A 14,715-nucleotide genomic window follows, 5' to 3' on the forward strand; every position below is an offset into this window, starting at 1 on the left:
ACGTACCTGTTAATTCGAGTTTTTATAAAAAAATCCTATGATACATCATAGGTAGTCAGTCAAACGCTGACGAAAAACAAAACTTCGGTTTTGTACTTTTTCGGAGAGTTTGATCCTGGCTCAGGGCAGGAAATGATCACATGCTAAGTTCGCTACATCGTGTAGCAACGCATGTGTGATATGCATCCTGCATACCTCGGAGAGTTTGATCCTGGCTCAGGACGAACGCTGGCGGCGTGCCTAATACATGCAAGTCGAGCGGACAGAAGGGAGCTTGCTCCCGGATGTTAGCGGCGGACGGGTGAGTAACACGTGGGTAACCTGCCTGTAAGACTGGGATAACTCCGGGAAACCGGAGCTAATACCGGATAGTTCCTTGAACCGCATGGTTCAAGGATGAAAGACGGTTTCGGCTGTCACTTACAGATGGACCCGCGGCGCATTAGCTAGTTGGTGAGGTAACGGCTCACCAAGGCGACGATGCGTAGCCGACCTGAGAGGGTGATCGGCCACACTGGGACTGAGACACGGCCCAGACTCCTACGGGAGGCAGCAGTAGGGAATCTTCCGCAATGGACGAAAGTCTGACGGAGCAACGCCGCGTGAGTGATGAAGGTTTTCGGATCGTAAAGCTCTGTTGTTAGGGAAGAACAAGTGCAAGAGTAACTGCTTGCACCTTGACGGTACCTAACCAGAAAGCCACGGCTAACTACGTGCCAGCAGCCGCGGTAATACGTAGGTGGCAAGCGTTGTCCGGAATTATTGGGCGTAAAGGGCTCGCAGGCGGTTTCTTAAGTCTGATGTGAAAGCCCCCGGCTCAACCGGGGAGGGTCATTGGAAACTGGGAAACTTGAGTGCAGAAGAGGAGAGTGGAATTCCACGTGTAGCGGTGAAATGCGTAGAGATGTGGAGGAACACCAGTGGCGAAGGCGACTCTCTGGTCTGTAACTGACGCTGAGGAGCGAAAGCGTGGGGAGCGAACAGGATTAGATACCCTGGTAGTCCACGCCGTAAACGATGAGTGCTAAGTGTTAGGGGGTTTCCGCCCCTTAGTGCTGCAGCTAACGCATTAAGCACTCCGCCTGGGGAGTACGGTCGCAAGACTGAAACTCAAAGGAATTGACGGGGGCCCGCACAAGCGGTGGAGCATGTGGTTTAATTCGAAGCAACGCGAAGAACCTTACCAGGTCTTGACATCCTCTGACAACCCTAGAGATAGGGCTTTCCCTTCGGGGACAGAGTGACAGGTGGTGCATGGTTGTCGTCAGCTCGTGTCGTGAGATGTTGGGTTAAGTCCCGCAACGAGCGCAACCCTTGATCTTAGTTGCCAGCATTTAGTTGGGCACTCTAAGGTGACTGCCGGTGACAAACCGGAGGAAGGTGGGGATGACGTCAAATCATCATGCCCCTTATGACCTGGGCTACACACGTGCTACAATGGACAGAACAAAGGGCTGCGAGACCGCAAGGTTTAGCCAATCCCACAAATCTGTTCTCAGTTCGGATCGCAGTCTGCAACTCGACTGCGTGAAGCTGGAATCGCTAGTAATCGCGGATCAGCATGCCGCGGTGAATACGTTCCCGGGCCTTGTACACACCGCCCGTCACACCACGAGAGTTTGCAACACCCGAAGTCGGTGAGGTAACCTTTATGGAGCCAGCCGCCGAAGGTGGGGCAGATGATTGGGGTGAAGTCGTAACAAGGTAGCCGTATCGGAAGGTGCGGCTGGATCACCTCCTTTCTAAGGATATATGGAGCAGCGTACGTTTTTCGTCTTGTTTAGTTTTGAAGGATCATTCCTTCAAACATGTCTCTAGCGAGACAGGATTGTTCTTTGAAAACTAGATAACAATAAGTAATACATTCACATTGAATGCAATGCAAAGTTCATCACACATAGTGATTCTTTCTAAAGTAAGAAATGGTTAAGTTAGAAAGGGCGCACGGTGGATGCCTTGGCACTAGGAGCCGATGAAGGACGGGACGAACACCGATATGCTTCGGGGAGCTGTAAGCAAGCTTTGATCCGGAGATTTCCGAATGGGGAAACCCACTGCTCGTAATGGAGTAGTATCCATACTTGAATACATAGAGTATGAGAAGGCATACCCGGGGAACTGAAACATCTAAGTACCCGGAGGAAGAGAAAGCAAATGCGATTCCCTGAGTAGCGGCGAGCGAAACGGGAACAGCCCAAACCAAGAGGCTTGCCTCTTGGGGTTGTAGGACACTCTATACGGAGTTACAAAGGAACGATATAAGCGAAGAGGTCTGGAAAGGCCCGCCAAAGAAGGTAACAGCCCTGTAACTGAAATGTTGTTCTCTCCAGAGTGGATCCTGAGTACGGCGGAACACGTGAAATTCCGTCGGAATCCGGGAGGACCATCTCCCAAGGCTAAATACTCCCTAGTGACCGATAGTGAACCAGTACCGTGAGGGAAAGGTGAAAAGCACCCCGGAAGGGGAGTGAAATAGATCCTGAAACCGTGTGCCTACAAGTAGTCAGAGCCCGTTAACGGGTGATGGCGTGCCTTTTGTAGAATGAACCGGCGAGTTACGATCCCGTGCAAGGTTAAGCAGAAGATGCGGAGCCGCAGCGAAAGCGAGTCTGAATAGGGCGCATGAGTACGTGGTCGTAGACCCGAAACCAGGTGATCTACCCATGTCCAGGGTGAAGTTCAGGTAACACTGAATGGAGGCCCGAACCCACGCACGTTGAAAAGTGCGGGGATGAGGTGTGGGTAGGGGTGAAATGCCAATCGAACCTGGAGATAGCTGGTTCTCTCCGAAATAGCTTTAGGGCTAGCCTCAAGGTAAGAGTCTCGGAGGTAGAGCACTGATTGGACTAGGGGCCCCTACCGGGTTACCGAATTCAGTCAAACTCCGAATGCCGATGACTTATCCTTGGGAGTCAGACTGCGAGTGATAAGATCCGTAGTCGAAAGGGAAACAGCCCAGACCGCCAGCTAAGGTCCCAAAGTATACGTTAAGTGGAAAAGGATGTGGAGTTGCTTAGACAACCAGGATGTTGGCTTAGAAGCAGCCACCATTTAAAGAGTGCGTAATAGCTCACTGGTCGAGTGACTCTGCGCCGAAAATGTACCGGGGCTAAACGTATCACCGAAGCTGCGGACTGTTCTTACGAACAGTGGTAGGAGAGCGTTCTAAGTGCAGTGAAGTCAGACCGGAAGGACTGGTGGAGCGCTTAGAAGTGAGAATGCCGGTATGAGTAGCGAAAGACGGGTGAGAATCCCGTCCACCGAATGCCTAAGGTTTCCTGAGGAAGGCTCGTCCGCTCAGGGTTAGTCGGGACCTAAGCCGAGGCCGAAAGGCGTAGGCGATGGACAACAGGTTGATATTCCTGTACCACCTCCTCACCATTTGAGCAATGGGGGACGCAGGAGGATAGGGTAAGCGCGGTATTGGATATCCGCGTCCAAGCAGTTAGGCTGGGAAATAGGCAAATCCGTTTCCCGTGAAGGCTGAGCTGTGATGGCGAGCGAAATTTAGTAGCGAAGTTCCTGATTCCACACTGCCAAGAAAAGCCTCTAGCGAGGTGAGAGGTGCCCGTACCGCAAACCGACACAGGTAGGCGAGGAGAGAATCCTAAGGTGATCGAGAGAACTCTCGTTAAGGAACTCGGCAAAATGACCCCGTAACTTCGGGAGAAGGGGTGCTTCTTAGGGTGTTAAAGCCCCGAGAAGCCGCAGTGAATAGGCCCAGGCGACTGTTTAGCAAAAACACAGGTCTCTGCGAAGCCGTAAGGCGAAGTATAGGGGCTGACGCCTGCCCGGTGCTGGAAGGTTAAGAGGAGCGCTTAGCGTAAGCGAAGGTGCGAATTGAAGCCCCAGTAAACGGCGGCCGTAACTATAACGGTCCTAAGGTAGCGAAATTCCTTGTCGGGTAAGTTCCGACCCGCACGAAAGGCGCAACGATCTGGGCACTGTCTCAACGAGAGACTCGGTGAAATTATAGTACCTGTGAAGATGCAGGTTACCCGCGACAGGACGGAAAGACCCCGTGGAGCTTTACTGCAGCCTGATATTGAATGTTGGTACAGCTTGTACAGGATAGGTAGGAGCCTTGGAAACCGGAGCGCTAGCTTCGGTGGAGGCATCGGTGGGATACTACCCTGGCTGTATTGACCTTCTAACCCGCTGCCCTTATCGGGCAGGGAGACAGTGTCAGGTGGGCAGTTTGACTGGGGCGGTCGCCTCCTAAAATGTAACGGAGGCGCCCAAAGGTTCCCTCAGAATGGTTGGAAATCATTCGCAGAGTGTAAAGGCACAAGGGAGCTTGACTGCGAGACCTACAAGTCGAGCAGGGACGAAAGTCGGGCTTAGTGATCCGGTGGTTCCGCATGGAAGGGCCATCGCTCAACGGATAAAAGCTACCCCGGGGATAACAGGCTTATCTCCCCCAAGAGTCCACATCGACGGGGAGGTTTGGCACCTCGATGTCGGCTCATCGCATCCTGGGGCTGTAGTCGGTCCCAAGGGTTGGGCTGTTCGCCCATTAAAGCGGTACGCGAGCTGGGTTCAGAACGTCGTGAGACAGTTCGGTCCCTATCCGTCGCGGGCGCAGGAAATTTGAGAGGAGCTGTCCTTAGTACGAGAGGACCGGGATGGACGCACCGCTGGTGTACCAGTTGTTCTGCCAAGGGCATCGCTGGGTAGCTATGTGCGGACGGGATAAGTGCTGAAAGCATCTAAGCATGAAGCCCCCCTCAAGATGAGATTTCCCATTCCGCAAGGAAGTAAGATCCCTGAAAGATGATCAGGTTGATAGGTCTGAGGTGGAAGCGTGGTGACACGTGGAGCTGACAGATACTAATAGATCGAGGACTTAACCTATATTCTAATGTGAAGCATGAACATTGTTATCTAGTTTTGAGAGAACATTTTTTGAAATATCTCTTGATTTATTTGTAATACATAGTATAATATCTTTTGTCACTAAATTGTCTGGTGATGATGGCGAAGAGGTCACACCCGTTCCCATACCGAACACGGAAGTTAAGCTCTTCAGCGCCGATGGTAGTTGGGGGTTTCCCCCTGTGAGAGTAGGACATCGCCAGGCTTTCTTCATTCCGCAGTAGCTCAGTGGTAGAGCTATCGGCTGTTAACCGATCGGTCGTAGGTTCGAATCCTACCTGCGGAGCCAATTTGGAGAGCTGTCCGAGTGGCCGAAGGAGCACGATTGGAAATCGTGTAGGCGGTAACCCCGTCTCAAGGGTTCGAATCCCTTGCTCTCCGCCACAATTTACATAATAAAGGGCCCGTTGGTCAAGCGGTTAAGACACCGCCCTTTCACGGCGGTAACACGGGTTCGAATCCCGTACGGGTCACCATTTTTATAGAAATACATGCCAGCATTTTATTCGGAGGATTAGCTCAGCTGGGAGAGCATCTGCCTTACAAGCAGAGGGTCGGCGGTTCGAGCCCGTCATCCTCCACCATATCTTTTATATCGTCGCGGGGTGGAGCAGTTCGGTAGCTCGTCGGGCTCATAACCCGAAGGTCGCAGGTTCAAATCCTGCCCCCGCAACCAAATTTCTCTTTATTGGTCCGGTAGTTCAGTTGGTTAGAATGCCTGCCTGTCACGCAGGAGGTCGCGGGTTCGAGTCCCGTCCGGACCGCCATTTTTTAAAAAGAATACTTGGCTCGGTAGCTCAGTTGGTAGAGCAACGGACTGAAAATCCGTGTGTCGGCGGTTCGATTCCGTCCCGAGCCACCACTATTTGCCGGTGTAGCTCAATTGGTAGAGCAACTGACTTGTAATCAGTAGGTTGGGGGTTCAAGTCCTCTTGCCGGCACTGTTTTTCAAATGTGGAGGGGTAGCGAAGTGGCTAAACGCGGCGGACTGTAAATCCGCTCCCTCCGGGTTCGGCGGTTCGAATCCGCCCCCCTCCACCATTTTTATTTTCATAGGGGCATAGTTTAACGGTAGAACAGAGGTCTCCAAAACCTCCGGTGTGGGTTCGATTCCTACTGCCCCTGCCAATTATATGATTCATAACATTTATGGCGGTTGTGGCGAAGTGGTTAACGCACCAGATTGTGGCTCTGGCACTCGTGGGTTCGATTCCCATCAATCGCCCCATTTTATTATTGGGCTATAGCCAAGCGGTAAGGCAACGGACTTTGACTCCGTCATGCGTTGGTTCGAATCCAGCTAGCCCAGTTGATATGCGGAAGTAGTTCAGTGGTAGAACACCACCTTGCCAAGGTGGGGGTCGCGGGTTCGAATCCCGTCTTCCGCTCCAATTATGGCGGCATAGCCAAGTGGTAAGGCAGAGGTCTGCAAAACCTTTATCCCCGGTTCAAATCCGGGTGTCGCCTTTTTTGAAAAGACTGCCGGGGTGGTGGAATTGGCAGACACACAGGACTTAAAATCCTGCGGTAGGTGACTACCGTGCCGGTTCAAGTCCGGCCCTCGGCACCATTTTTTATTTATTATAAGTTGCGCTCTTTAATGATCATGCCGGTGTGGCGGAATTGGCAGACGCGCACGACTCAAAATCGTGTTCCTCACGGAGTGCCGGTTCGACCCCGGCCACCGGTATCTAGTTTTAGATATTCTTTATTATCATCAATTACAGAAGAATTAAAGAATATTAACGTTTAAAACGTCTTTCTACAAATTGTAGGAGGGCTTTTTTTATTTGTTGTTTACCTGATTTTTCACACGAAAAAATTACTTCAAATTGTGTTCAAAGGAGATTAACTTTTACTTTATTGATGGTTACCTTATGATTAAACTAAAGGGGCAGGACAATTGAAGATGGATTGGATCAATTGTACATAGGAGGTGTTGTAATGATTACGGTTAAAAATGCTGAAAGTTATCTTAAAGATAGCATCGGTGAAGATACCGATGAGATAAATAAGGTTTGGGAAACATTTAAGGCTTTTTCAAAGGAGACCGTTGAGGGCGAAGAAGATAAAGAAATTTTATTTCAGTGTGGTGTCTATGATTTTACAGGAGAGGAACTATTTCATCTTGATTTTGTACGTCAGTTTACAATTTATGAAGAAGATGATTATTCTCACATGGAACAACTGCACTGTGAATTTTTATTTAAACCAACAAGCGAGTTAAAAAAGTTAAAGGTAGTAGAAGAATGGTCAATGGATTATGACGATATAGATCATTTTTTTCATCATATTGAAAGTATTCATGAGTTTAAAATTCCTTTGACTTTAAAGCCGATAAAATTAGCAATATATCAAGAAGAACTTTAATTCTTATTTCATTAACAGGTGCTTTACTTTAAGAGGGTATACCTTGCCTTTTTGGAATCATTTATCACGGAGTGTCGGTTCGACTCCGGCCACCGGTATCTATTAAAAGTTTGGTTTTTACCGTGAACCCAACGTTTCACCCTCGTGGTGAAACGTTATTTTGTGGTTTAAATGAGTTATTTAGATGAAAATAGAATCCTATTAGAACAGAATGAGCATGTACTACTTTTAACAGAATAAACTTTAGATGATTTGCAACATTTGGTACGATACATTTAACCATATAAGGAAACAGAATGGATTGGCACATTCACATAAAACAGTGAATTACCTTTGTGTAACTAAATGAATATTTGTGGGTACATACACATCTTTAGCTTGCATCATCATTGTGACCCAGTTTGGGGGAGAATTTATGAAAAAACAAAATGATCATGAAGAGTTATTGACAGGTGGAAATGTCTCCAACGTATATCGTTCAGGAGATACGGTTCGCAGAGAGGTAAAGTCAGACAATATGAATATACAAAAGCTGCTAAAGCATTTAGAAAAAAAGAATTTCTCCTATGCTCCAACGTTTTTGGGGGTTGATGAAAAAGGTAGAGAGATCTTGTCCTTCATTGAAGGTGAGGCCGGTCATGATCCCTTAAAAGAATACATGTACTCTCACAATGCTTTAAAAGAAATAGCGAAAATGCTTAGACTGTACCATGATGCTGTTTGTGATTTTCCCATTTCAGACGATTGGGAACGAATGGACAATACGCCTAACAACATAGAGGTTGTGTGCCATAATGATTTTGCGATGTACAATATTATTTTCAAAAATAAAAAGCCAGTGGGAATCATTGATTTTGATGTAGCTGCCCCTGGTCCAAGGCTTTGGGATATTGCATATACTCTCTATACATGTGTCCCTCTCAGTAGGTTTTTTCGTACTGAAACAGGGGAGGTCGTAAATTATCATACATCAGAGCATGCAGCCCATATAAAGTATAGAGTCAAACTGTTTTTTGAAGCTTATGGTGAGGAAATACCAGAAGATTATGTGGACATGGTGTTGCTGCGTTTAGAAGGTTTATGTCAATACATGAAGCGAAAAGCGAGTGAAGGGGATAGAGCCTTTCAAAAAATGATTCATGACGGGCACCTTGAACATTATCAAAAAGACATACAATTCATTCATGAACACAGAAAAGAATGGATTTGAGGATGCCAAGGGTTTTATAAAAGAAAAAGGACAACTCATCTTTTTACTAGTTTCATGTGGATGTTACAATTGGTTATAATAGTTCAATAAAATGAATGTAAAGAGGCGGAGTTGTTATCTTGCAAATGAAGACGATATTACAGACTATTATTGAAGATGAGCGATCACATGATTATCCGCTTTTTAGACAGTACTGTGTAAGGAAAGAACAGGGTCTGCGTAAAGATGCGTTAAAGGTTCTTCAGTCTTTTGTTAAAGAGATGAATAAGAACGAATTTACAGCACGGCGTTCATTTGTTGTTTGGCTGTTTGATTACATTGAACGTTTTGAGGATGGTCATCATTTGCTTGTGTATCCATTGGTACATGGGGTGATCCACCCTGTTCTTCGAGAGTGGGAAAATATTGATCCAATGGATGTGAGACCGTATCGCTGGCAAGGCTTGTTTGTGCATCAGGGGGAAGGTCTGCCCTATTTATTGAAGGCATTAGAGATGGGAGGCAGCAAAGAGCAGCGAGTGATTGTTCAAATTTGCGAAACCTATTTCTCGGCTTTGTGGTATTCGTTTCATCATATACATGAAGAACTTTATTTAAGCACCTATGAGAAAGATCATGAGCGAATTCAAGGGATTCAAGATGTCATGAAACTGATCGAAGATAAAAATGTTCAAAGCAATGTTGAAAAACTAGCAGTCTACTATAACCAGCTTTTATCGGACTGGAAGGAATTTCAGCAGACGGAGACAAGAGGCTTTGTGAAATGGTGTGCGGATCGTAAGAAGCCCTATGAGTGGGTACAGACATTTTACTATAATCAATAGTTGTTTTTCATAAGAAAAAGGCTGGGGTCAACCCTGCCTTTTTTATTTATGCCATATTCTTTCTATTTCTACATGGTCTGCTTTAAAATATTTCAGGATGTAGACATCTGGATTGCTTAGTTGTTCCCACTCCTTGAATCCAATTGCGGGATCGGCGTGTTTTAGAAGCAGGCTCATAATATTGCCATGAGTGGCGAATAAAGTATGATCTCTTCCTAATTTTATTTGTTCATAGAGTGCCTCTACAATACGATTCATCGCTTCTTGGCTCGACTCTCCGCCTTCACAGGTCATATGCAAGTCCGAAAAACTGAGCTTTAGTTTTTCATACCAATCCTTCATTGGTTGACTGCTTAACCTACGTTCAGAGAGCCGTTTGTCAATTTGTACCTTTATTTGTTTGGCATAAGCAAGGGGCTCAGCGGTTTGAATCGCTCGTTTATAAGGACTTGAGATGATCTGGTTGAGCTGAATGCCGGAAAAAAACTGTGCGAGTTCATGCGATTGTGTGATGCCTTGAGGCGTTAAAGACGCATCCTCGGATTGTCCATCTGCTTGACAGTGTCTGACGAAATAATATGTCTTCATAGGGGGTACACCTTCCTCTAAGTATAAAAAAATCATCCAATATTGGATGAGGGTTCACGAAAGTTGAGGTTCTATTTGTTCGTGTCTGCTTCTTTGTATGGATCTATCAGTTTTGAGGTTAGGTCTAAGTTGAACAAAAAATCATCTATGGTGTCTGTGCCAAAGGGAAGGGTGGAAAAGTTAATTGGGATGCTGTCTTCTTGCGTTTCTGAAGTAATCGGCTGTTTGTGCTGCTTTTTTCTCCAGTTCTTAAACAAGCGCATGTGAGGCCCCCTTTTCTAAAAAAAGATGGATTTATACATAATATACGGGGAGAGTTGTCCGAGCGTCAATTGTTTTCTTCAAAAGGATTTATTACATTTGTACGGAAAGAGCCACAGCTAAGTGCGGATCTTTCCGTGTTTTGACATGGCACGGTGTATGGCTTGTTGTACCTTTCGTTTGCATCTGATGTTGTATGGCTTCTTATGGAGTTTACTCGTCTTAAATTGACCAATTACACGGCGGACTCCTTGATTATAAATGATCAGCTCTCTGCTCGTTTGTTCACTTAATAACGCTTGAAACCAGCTGTATTTTTTTAGCTGTGCTGCATTCCGTGATATATCATCTTCATCTACCTGTAAAAAAGGGATATACAGAGCAAGATTGAAGATGTCTAAAATGAATCCCATACCTCTGGCCCCCTTCATATCGTTTATTACGGTTAGAAAGGGGAAAGGTTCCATTCAATCAGTTTAAAAACAATCCCAGTGCATGAACCATTCTTTATTGTCTTTGTCGTAATAGAAATACATCGTGCCGTTATCACCAATCATGAACCGAGGTTTTTCTTCAGAGGCGATTTGCAGCATGAATTCTCCTGACATCTGGTGGGGAGGAGATTGGATGTAAGCTCCGTATCCACCGATTTTTGTGAATGAGTAGTTTGAGTAATGCTCGAAGAAATAATCTGACGCTTCTTGACTTTCATTAACCTCTGATAAGTCAACGTATGACCAAGCTTCCTCCCAGCATGGATAATCCGGTTGTTCCCCTTCGAGCCACTCTATCTGGAAAGGTTTCATTCCTTTCACGTCTTCAGGGGTCTCAGCGATTTCTAATCCTTCCATTGATGAATATTCAATGAGTTTCCAGCCATCACCGTTTTTGGCGATATCGATCGGAAGGGTTTTCTTGTTGATGAAAATTTGAATCATCTTACATTCATCAAAGCCATTCATTCCCCCTGGTACTTCGGGTAAATACATTTGTAAAATGGGAATCATAGCTCCATCTTGATCTGCCGGCCACCCTTTATTACGTTGGATGAAAAAATGACCAGCAAACCAACTGTACTTAGATGGATCAGGGCGAAACCCGCCTATTTTGGCTACAATAGGTGTTTTTCCTAGTTGATTTAATTCGTCAAAAGCTTTGATCTTCATTTATCCATCCCCCATTCTTTAGCCAGCAATGTGTGCATCTTGAAACGTTCCATTCATATTGCCAGAGACAATGATGACATGTCCCCAAAATAAATCTCCGTCATGATAGTAGGCTTCGAATTCTCCATTTGGATAAGCATGGAGGCTTTCAAGAGAGATGCGGCTGATAAATTGATCCGGTGTGATCTCTTCTGAATTTTCAGCGGAGACGTCTTGTTCCTGCCAATCTTTTGCTAGTTCAATCAGCTGATTCGCTGCATATGACTTCATGGAGGCATCCCATGTTGTCTGCTCTTCTACGAGTTGTCTAGCCGTTTTCAGAGAGTCATTCATTTCTTCCTCTTCTTCAAGGTTGAAGTAAAGTAGGCACTCCTCATTGCCCCACTGGATGGTTGTTTCAAATAAGTCTAGTCCTTTCACTAATTCAAAGGTACCCAGCTTGTCATCGTGGTAAAAGATAGGTTGTTGAGCTTCTTCTAATATTTCTTGAAGTTCCTTATCTTCAGCATCTGTATCAACAAGTGAAACGAGCATAAATTCACCTTCACCTTTACGTACTTGAAGTGTGACGATAGATTCTTTATGTAATTGCGCTTGTTTTTCTCGTAATCCCTTGTCATCTGTTAACCAGCACAGTCTCACTTTTTCGGTTATGATGCGGTCTTTTTCCTTCCATGCAATGAGCGGGATTGAAGCAGTCCAAAAAGTTTCTTTTCCAGCTTTTCCTGCGCCGACTCCAGAAGGTCCTGTAACAGCCATGATGTCTATCACTTCTTCTGAGAATCTTTGTTCAAATATGTTGATTTGTTTGTTTGATTTCATAGGATGTCCCCCAGCTTGATTTATTTGATGGAGCTATATCTTTATCACACCGTACATTGGCAGGGGAAATCAAGCTTTTTTTGCTTAAAACTGTTTTTTAGGTTTGTGGCAACAGAGAGGATACATGGATTGCTGGAGGTTGAGTCACAATAAAAAAGCAAATCGGTTCGGATTTTGTATAAATTTGGCTAAGTGAGTCGAAAAGCCTAGGTGATTCTTCCTTTTCTTTATAATTACTTTGACACGATTAGATGAAAAAAGTAAAGTAGTACTGAGTGATTTACAAAACCTTCATCATTCTCTGAAACATGAAGCGGCAGTAAATTTAATGTAAATGGATATTTTTCCTTTTATTTACTCGTATTTTTTTTGAAACTTATGATGCTTCTTATTCGTTATATTAAAGGAGCACATGTAACCTGCGGATAAAAGAGCATCGGAATGCTTGGTGCAGAAGATTTACATTTGCAAAATCAATGTAAATTTTTTATGATTTCATTTATATCAGATCGAAAATAAGAAAGAAGAGGTTTTATGAAAAAAATATTTGCGAACAAATATAGCTTTTTTGTTTTGGCTGTCCTTTTATTTTGGGCAAAATCGTACACAGCCTACAAAATGGACTTTAATTTAGGAGTGAAGGGATCTTTTCAAGAGGGTCTTCTCTTATTAAATCCATTCAGTTCAGCCATCGTGTTTTTAGGACTTGCTCTCTTTTTGAAGGGGCGTAAATCGGCCATTGCTTTAATTGTCATTGATTTTATTATGACCGCACTTTTATATGCGAATGTAGCGTACTATCGTTTCTTTGATGATTTTTTAACATTCCCGACAATGAAACAAGCCGGTAATCTTGGGGGAGGTATGACTGGCGGTGTATTAGCAAGTATTAAGCCGCATGACCTTTTGTACTTCTTAGATATCATCATTTTAATTGCCATTGTCATTTGGAGACCAGAAGTGAAGAAGTTCCAAATGAAAAAAACTTTCGCACTGCTGATTGTGGCTGCAGGTGTTGGACTGTTCTTCGTTAACCTACACTTAGCTGAAAAAGATCGTCCAGAATTATTGACGAGAACATTTGATCATAAGTACATTGTGAAATATTTAGGTGTTTATAACTATGCGATTTATGACGGCGTGCAAACCGCACAAAATGCAACGCAGGTAGCAAATGCGAGTAGTGATGATTTAACGGATGTCGTGAACTATACGACTTCTCACTATGCGAAACCAAATGCAGAATACTTTGGTCAAGCTAAAGGGAAAAACATCATCAAAATCCATTTAGAAAGCTTCCAGTCATTTTTAATTGACTACAAGTTAAATGGAGAAGAAGTGACGCCGTTTTTAAACAAACTAGCTCATGGAAAAGAAGATTTTACGTATTTTGATAACTTCTTCCACCAGACTGGTCAAGGGAAGACTTCTGATGCTGAGCTGATGATGGATAATAGTATGTTTGGCTTACCAGAGGGTGCAGCGTTTGTGACAAAAGGTGAAAATACCTTCCAATCACTTCCTGCCATCTTAGATCAAAAAGCAGGCTATACGAGTGCAGTGCTTCACGGGGATTATAAATCTTTCTGGAACCGTGACACGATTTATAAACATATGGGAATTGATCAATTCTTCGATGCATCTTATTACAACATGGATGAAGAAAACCTTGTAAACATGGGTCTGAAGGATAAACCATTCTTTAAAGAATCAATCCCAATGTTAGAATCAATGAAAAAGCCATTTTATGCACACTTAATGACATTGACCAACCATTATCCATTTAATTTAGATGAGAAAGATGCGACAATCGCTAAGGCAACAACTGGCGATAAAACAGTGGATAATTATTTCCAAACAGCGAGATACTTGGATGAGTCATTAGAACAATTCTTTAAGGACTTGAAAAAATCGGGTCTGTATAAAGACTCAGTGATTCTATTATATGGTGATCATAACGGTATTTCTGAGAACCATAACCGTGCAATGAGTGAGATTCAAGGGAAAGAAATTACGCCATATCAAAATGCTCAAAATCAGCGTGTACCGCTCATGATTCGGATCCCTGGGAAACAAGGCGGCGTGAATCATACGTATGGCGGTGAAGTAGACGTGATGCCAACGCTTCTTCACTTACAAGGTATTGATTCAAATGAGTACGTGAATTTTGGAACAGATTTATTCTCTAAGAAGCATGATCAAACTGTTGCATTCCGTAACGGAAACTATGTGACACCAAAATATACCCTTGTAGATAATACGGTCTACGATACAAAAACGGGTAAAGTGGTGAAACAAAACAAAAAGACAGAAACGATTAAAGCCCGTGTTGATAATCAGTTAAGCCTGTCAGATAAAGTACTGTACAGGGATCTTCTTCGATTCCATAAGCTATCTGATTTTAAACCAGTGAATCCATCTGATTATTTCTATGGTAAAACAAACAAAGAGACAGAAGCGGATTCTTCTGCTAACTAACTGAGTTTTGGGCAAGCACAGAAAGGTGCTTGCCTTTTTCTCTCTTACAGCTTGATTTGTTGGCAAAATATGTTTATATTTAGGGAGAAACAAGCGTGGCGCTAGCGGTCAGCTGGCGATA

The 14,715-nt window shown here is 44.4% G+C and carries 9 protein-coding genes, 16 tRNA genes and 3 rRNA genes; 23 read left to right on the forward strand and 5 right to left on the reverse strand.

Annotated elements, in window-relative coordinates; genetic code table 11:
- Nucleotides 1-193 precede the first annotated feature (193 nt).
- From ID12_RS09070 to ID12_RS09175, 22 genes are all read left to right on the forward strand, one after another.
- Nucleotides 194-1,742, forward strand: a 16S ribosomal RNA gene (locus ID12_RS09070).
- Nucleotides 1,743-1,924: 182 nt separating this feature from the next.
- A 23S ribosomal RNA gene (locus tag ID12_RS09075) occupies nucleotides 1,925-4,854 on the forward strand.
- Nucleotides 4,855-4,964: 110 nt separating this feature from the next.
- A 5S ribosomal RNA gene (gene rrf / locus ID12_RS09080) occupies nucleotides 4,965-5,080 on the forward strand.
- Together the 16S, 23S and 5S rRNA genes with 16 tRNA genes alongside form the textbook arrangement of a ribosomal RNA operon.
- A gap of 9 nt (nucleotides 5,081-5,089) precedes the next feature.
- Nucleotides 5,090-5,164, forward strand: a tRNA-Asn gene (locus ID12_RS09085).
- Between the two features lie 4 nt (nucleotides 5,165-5,168).
- A tRNA-Ser gene (locus tag ID12_RS09090) sits at nucleotides 5,169-5,259 on the forward strand.
- A 17-nt stretch (nucleotides 5,260-5,276) separates the two neighbouring features.
- Nucleotides 5,277-5,351 (forward strand) — tRNA-Glu (locus ID12_RS09095).
- A 32-nt stretch (nucleotides 5,352-5,383) separates the two neighbouring features.
- A tRNA-Val gene (locus ID12_RS09100) sits at nucleotides 5,384-5,459 on the forward strand.
- A gap of 15 nt (nucleotides 5,460-5,474) precedes the next feature.
- Nucleotides 5,475-5,551: transfer RNA gene (locus tag ID12_RS09105), tRNA-Met, on the forward strand.
- 14 nt (nucleotides 5,552-5,565) lie between these two features.
- Nucleotides 5,566-5,642 (forward strand) — tRNA-Asp (locus ID12_RS09110).
- Between the two features lie 19 nt (nucleotides 5,643-5,661).
- Nucleotides 5,662-5,737 (forward strand) — tRNA-Phe (locus ID12_RS09115).
- A 6-nt stretch (nucleotides 5,738-5,743) separates the two neighbouring features.
- Nucleotides 5,744-5,816: transfer RNA gene (locus tag ID12_RS09120), tRNA-Thr, on the forward strand.
- A gap of 15 nt (nucleotides 5,817-5,831) precedes the next feature.
- Nucleotides 5,832-5,916 (forward strand) — tRNA-Tyr (locus ID12_RS09125).
- Between the two features lie 13 nt (nucleotides 5,917-5,929).
- Nucleotides 5,930-6,003 (forward strand) — tRNA-Trp (locus ID12_RS09130).
- 24 nt (nucleotides 6,004-6,027) lie between these two features.
- Nucleotides 6,028-6,103: transfer RNA gene (locus ID12_RS09135), tRNA-His, on the forward strand.
- A gap of 9 nt (nucleotides 6,104-6,112) precedes the next feature.
- Nucleotides 6,113-6,184, forward strand: a tRNA-Gln gene (locus tag ID12_RS09140).
- Nucleotides 6,185-6,191: 7 nt separating this feature from the next.
- Nucleotides 6,192-6,266, forward strand: a tRNA-Gly gene (locus tag ID12_RS09145).
- Between the two features lie 5 nt (nucleotides 6,267-6,271).
- A tRNA-Cys gene (locus ID12_RS09150) sits at nucleotides 6,272-6,342 on the forward strand.
- 14 nt (nucleotides 6,343-6,356) lie between these two features.
- Nucleotides 6,357-6,445 (forward strand) — tRNA-Leu (locus tag ID12_RS09155).
- 38 nt (nucleotides 6,446-6,483) lie between these two features.
- Nucleotides 6,484-6,565: transfer RNA gene (locus ID12_RS09160), tRNA-Leu, on the forward strand.
- Nucleotides 6,566-6,819: 254 nt separating this feature from the next.
- A complete protein-coding gene (locus tag ID12_RS09165) occupies nucleotides 6,820-7,245 on the forward strand; it encodes a hypothetical protein (RefSeq protein ID WP_035392628.1) in 426 nt (141 codons plus the stop codon).
- A gap of 415 nt (nucleotides 7,246-7,660) precedes the next feature.
- Entirely contained in the window at nucleotides 7,661-8,455 is a 795-nt protein-coding gene (locus tag ID12_RS09170) for a phosphotransferase (RefSeq protein ID WP_050827082.1), read from the forward strand.
- 119 nt (nucleotides 8,456-8,574) lie between these two features.
- On the forward strand, nucleotides 8,575-9,279 hold the full coding sequence (locus ID12_RS09175) for a hypothetical protein (protein WP_035392623.1): 705 nt from the start codon (nucleotides 8,575-8,577) through the stop codon (nucleotides 9,277-9,279).
- A gap of 42 nt (nucleotides 9,280-9,321) precedes the next feature.
- Here ID12_RS09175 and ID12_RS09180 read toward each other — a convergent pair whose 3' ends face one another.
- From ID12_RS09180 to ID12_RS09200, 5 genes are all read right to left on the reverse strand, one after another.
- Complete coding sequence (locus ID12_RS09180) at nucleotides 9,322-9,867, reverse strand: histidine phosphatase family protein (protein WP_035392621.1); 546 nt, start codon at nucleotides 9,865-9,867, stop codon at nucleotides 9,322-9,324.
- A 71-nt stretch (nucleotides 9,868-9,938) separates the two neighbouring features.
- Nucleotides 9,939-10,130 carry a hypothetical protein gene (locus tag ID12_RS09185; protein WP_017360392.1) on the reverse strand — a complete coding sequence of 64 codons (192 nt, stop codon included), beginning with the start codon at nucleotides 10,128-10,130 and terminating at the stop codon, nucleotides 9,939-9,941.
- A 117-nt stretch (nucleotides 10,131-10,247) separates the two neighbouring features.
- Nucleotides 10,248-10,541 (reverse strand): hypothetical protein, encoded by a 294-nt coding sequence (locus ID12_RS09190; RefSeq protein WP_025206986.1) that lies wholly within the window; start codon nucleotides 10,539-10,541, stop codon nucleotides 10,248-10,250.
- 63 nt (nucleotides 10,542-10,604) lie between these two features.
- The gene (locus ID12_RS09195; protein WP_035392619.1) at nucleotides 10,605-11,294 is read right to left on the reverse strand and encodes a DUF1963 domain-containing protein; all 690 of its coding nucleotides are present in this window, start codon (nucleotides 11,292-11,294) and stop codon (nucleotides 10,605-10,607) included.
- Between the two features lie 18 nt (nucleotides 11,295-11,312).
- Complete coding sequence (locus tag ID12_RS09200) at nucleotides 11,313-12,116, reverse strand: DUF2262 domain-containing protein (RefSeq protein WP_050827083.1); 804 nt, start codon at nucleotides 12,114-12,116, stop codon at nucleotides 11,313-11,315.
- Nucleotides 12,117-12,650: 534 nt separating this feature from the next.
- On the opposite strand from ID12_RS09200, the gene ltaS reads away from it, so the two are divergent.
- Nucleotides 12,651-14,594 (forward strand): lipoteichoic acid synthase, encoded by a 1,944-nt coding sequence (gene ltaS, locus ID12_RS09205; protein WP_050827084.1) that lies wholly within the window; start codon nucleotides 12,651-12,653, stop codon nucleotides 14,592-14,594.
- The last annotated feature ends 121 nt before the right edge of the window (nucleotides 14,595-14,715 follow it).

The sequence above is a fragment of the Bacillus altitudinis genome (assembly GCF_001191605.1).
GTDB lineage: Bacteria > Bacillota > Bacilli > Bacillales > Bacillaceae > Bacillus > Bacillus altitudinis.

Coding starts and splice junctions, on each gene's coding strand:
- ID12_RS09185 (WP_017360392.1), bottom strand. CDS start 10,130: ATGCGCTTGTTTAAGAACTGGAGAAAAAAGCAGCACAAACAGCCGATT.
- ID12_RS09200 (WP_050827083.1), bottom strand. CDS start 12,116: ATGAAATCAAACAAACAAATCAACATATTTGAACAAAGATTCTCAGAA.
- ltaS (WP_050827084.1), top strand. CDS start 12,651: ATGAAAAAAATATTTGCGAACAAATATAGCTTTTTTGTTTTGGCTGTC.
- ID12_RS09165 (WP_035392628.1), top strand. CDS start 6,820: ATGATTACGGTTAAAAATGCTGAAAGTTATCTTAAAGATAGCATCGGT.
- ID12_RS09170 (WP_050827082.1), top strand. CDS start 7,661: ATGAAAAAACAAAATGATCATGAAGAGTTATTGACAGGTGGAAATGTC.
- ID12_RS09195 (WP_035392619.1), bottom strand. CDS start 11,294: ATGAAGATCAAAGCTTTTGACGAATTAAATCAACTAGGAAAAACACCT.
- ID12_RS09190 (WP_025206986.1), bottom strand. CDS start 10,541: ATGGGATTCATTTTAGACATCTTCAATCTTGCTCTGTATATCCCTTTT.
- ID12_RS09180 (WP_035392621.1), bottom strand. CDS start 9,867: ATGAAGACATATTATTTCGTCAGACACTGTCAAGCAGATGGACAATCC.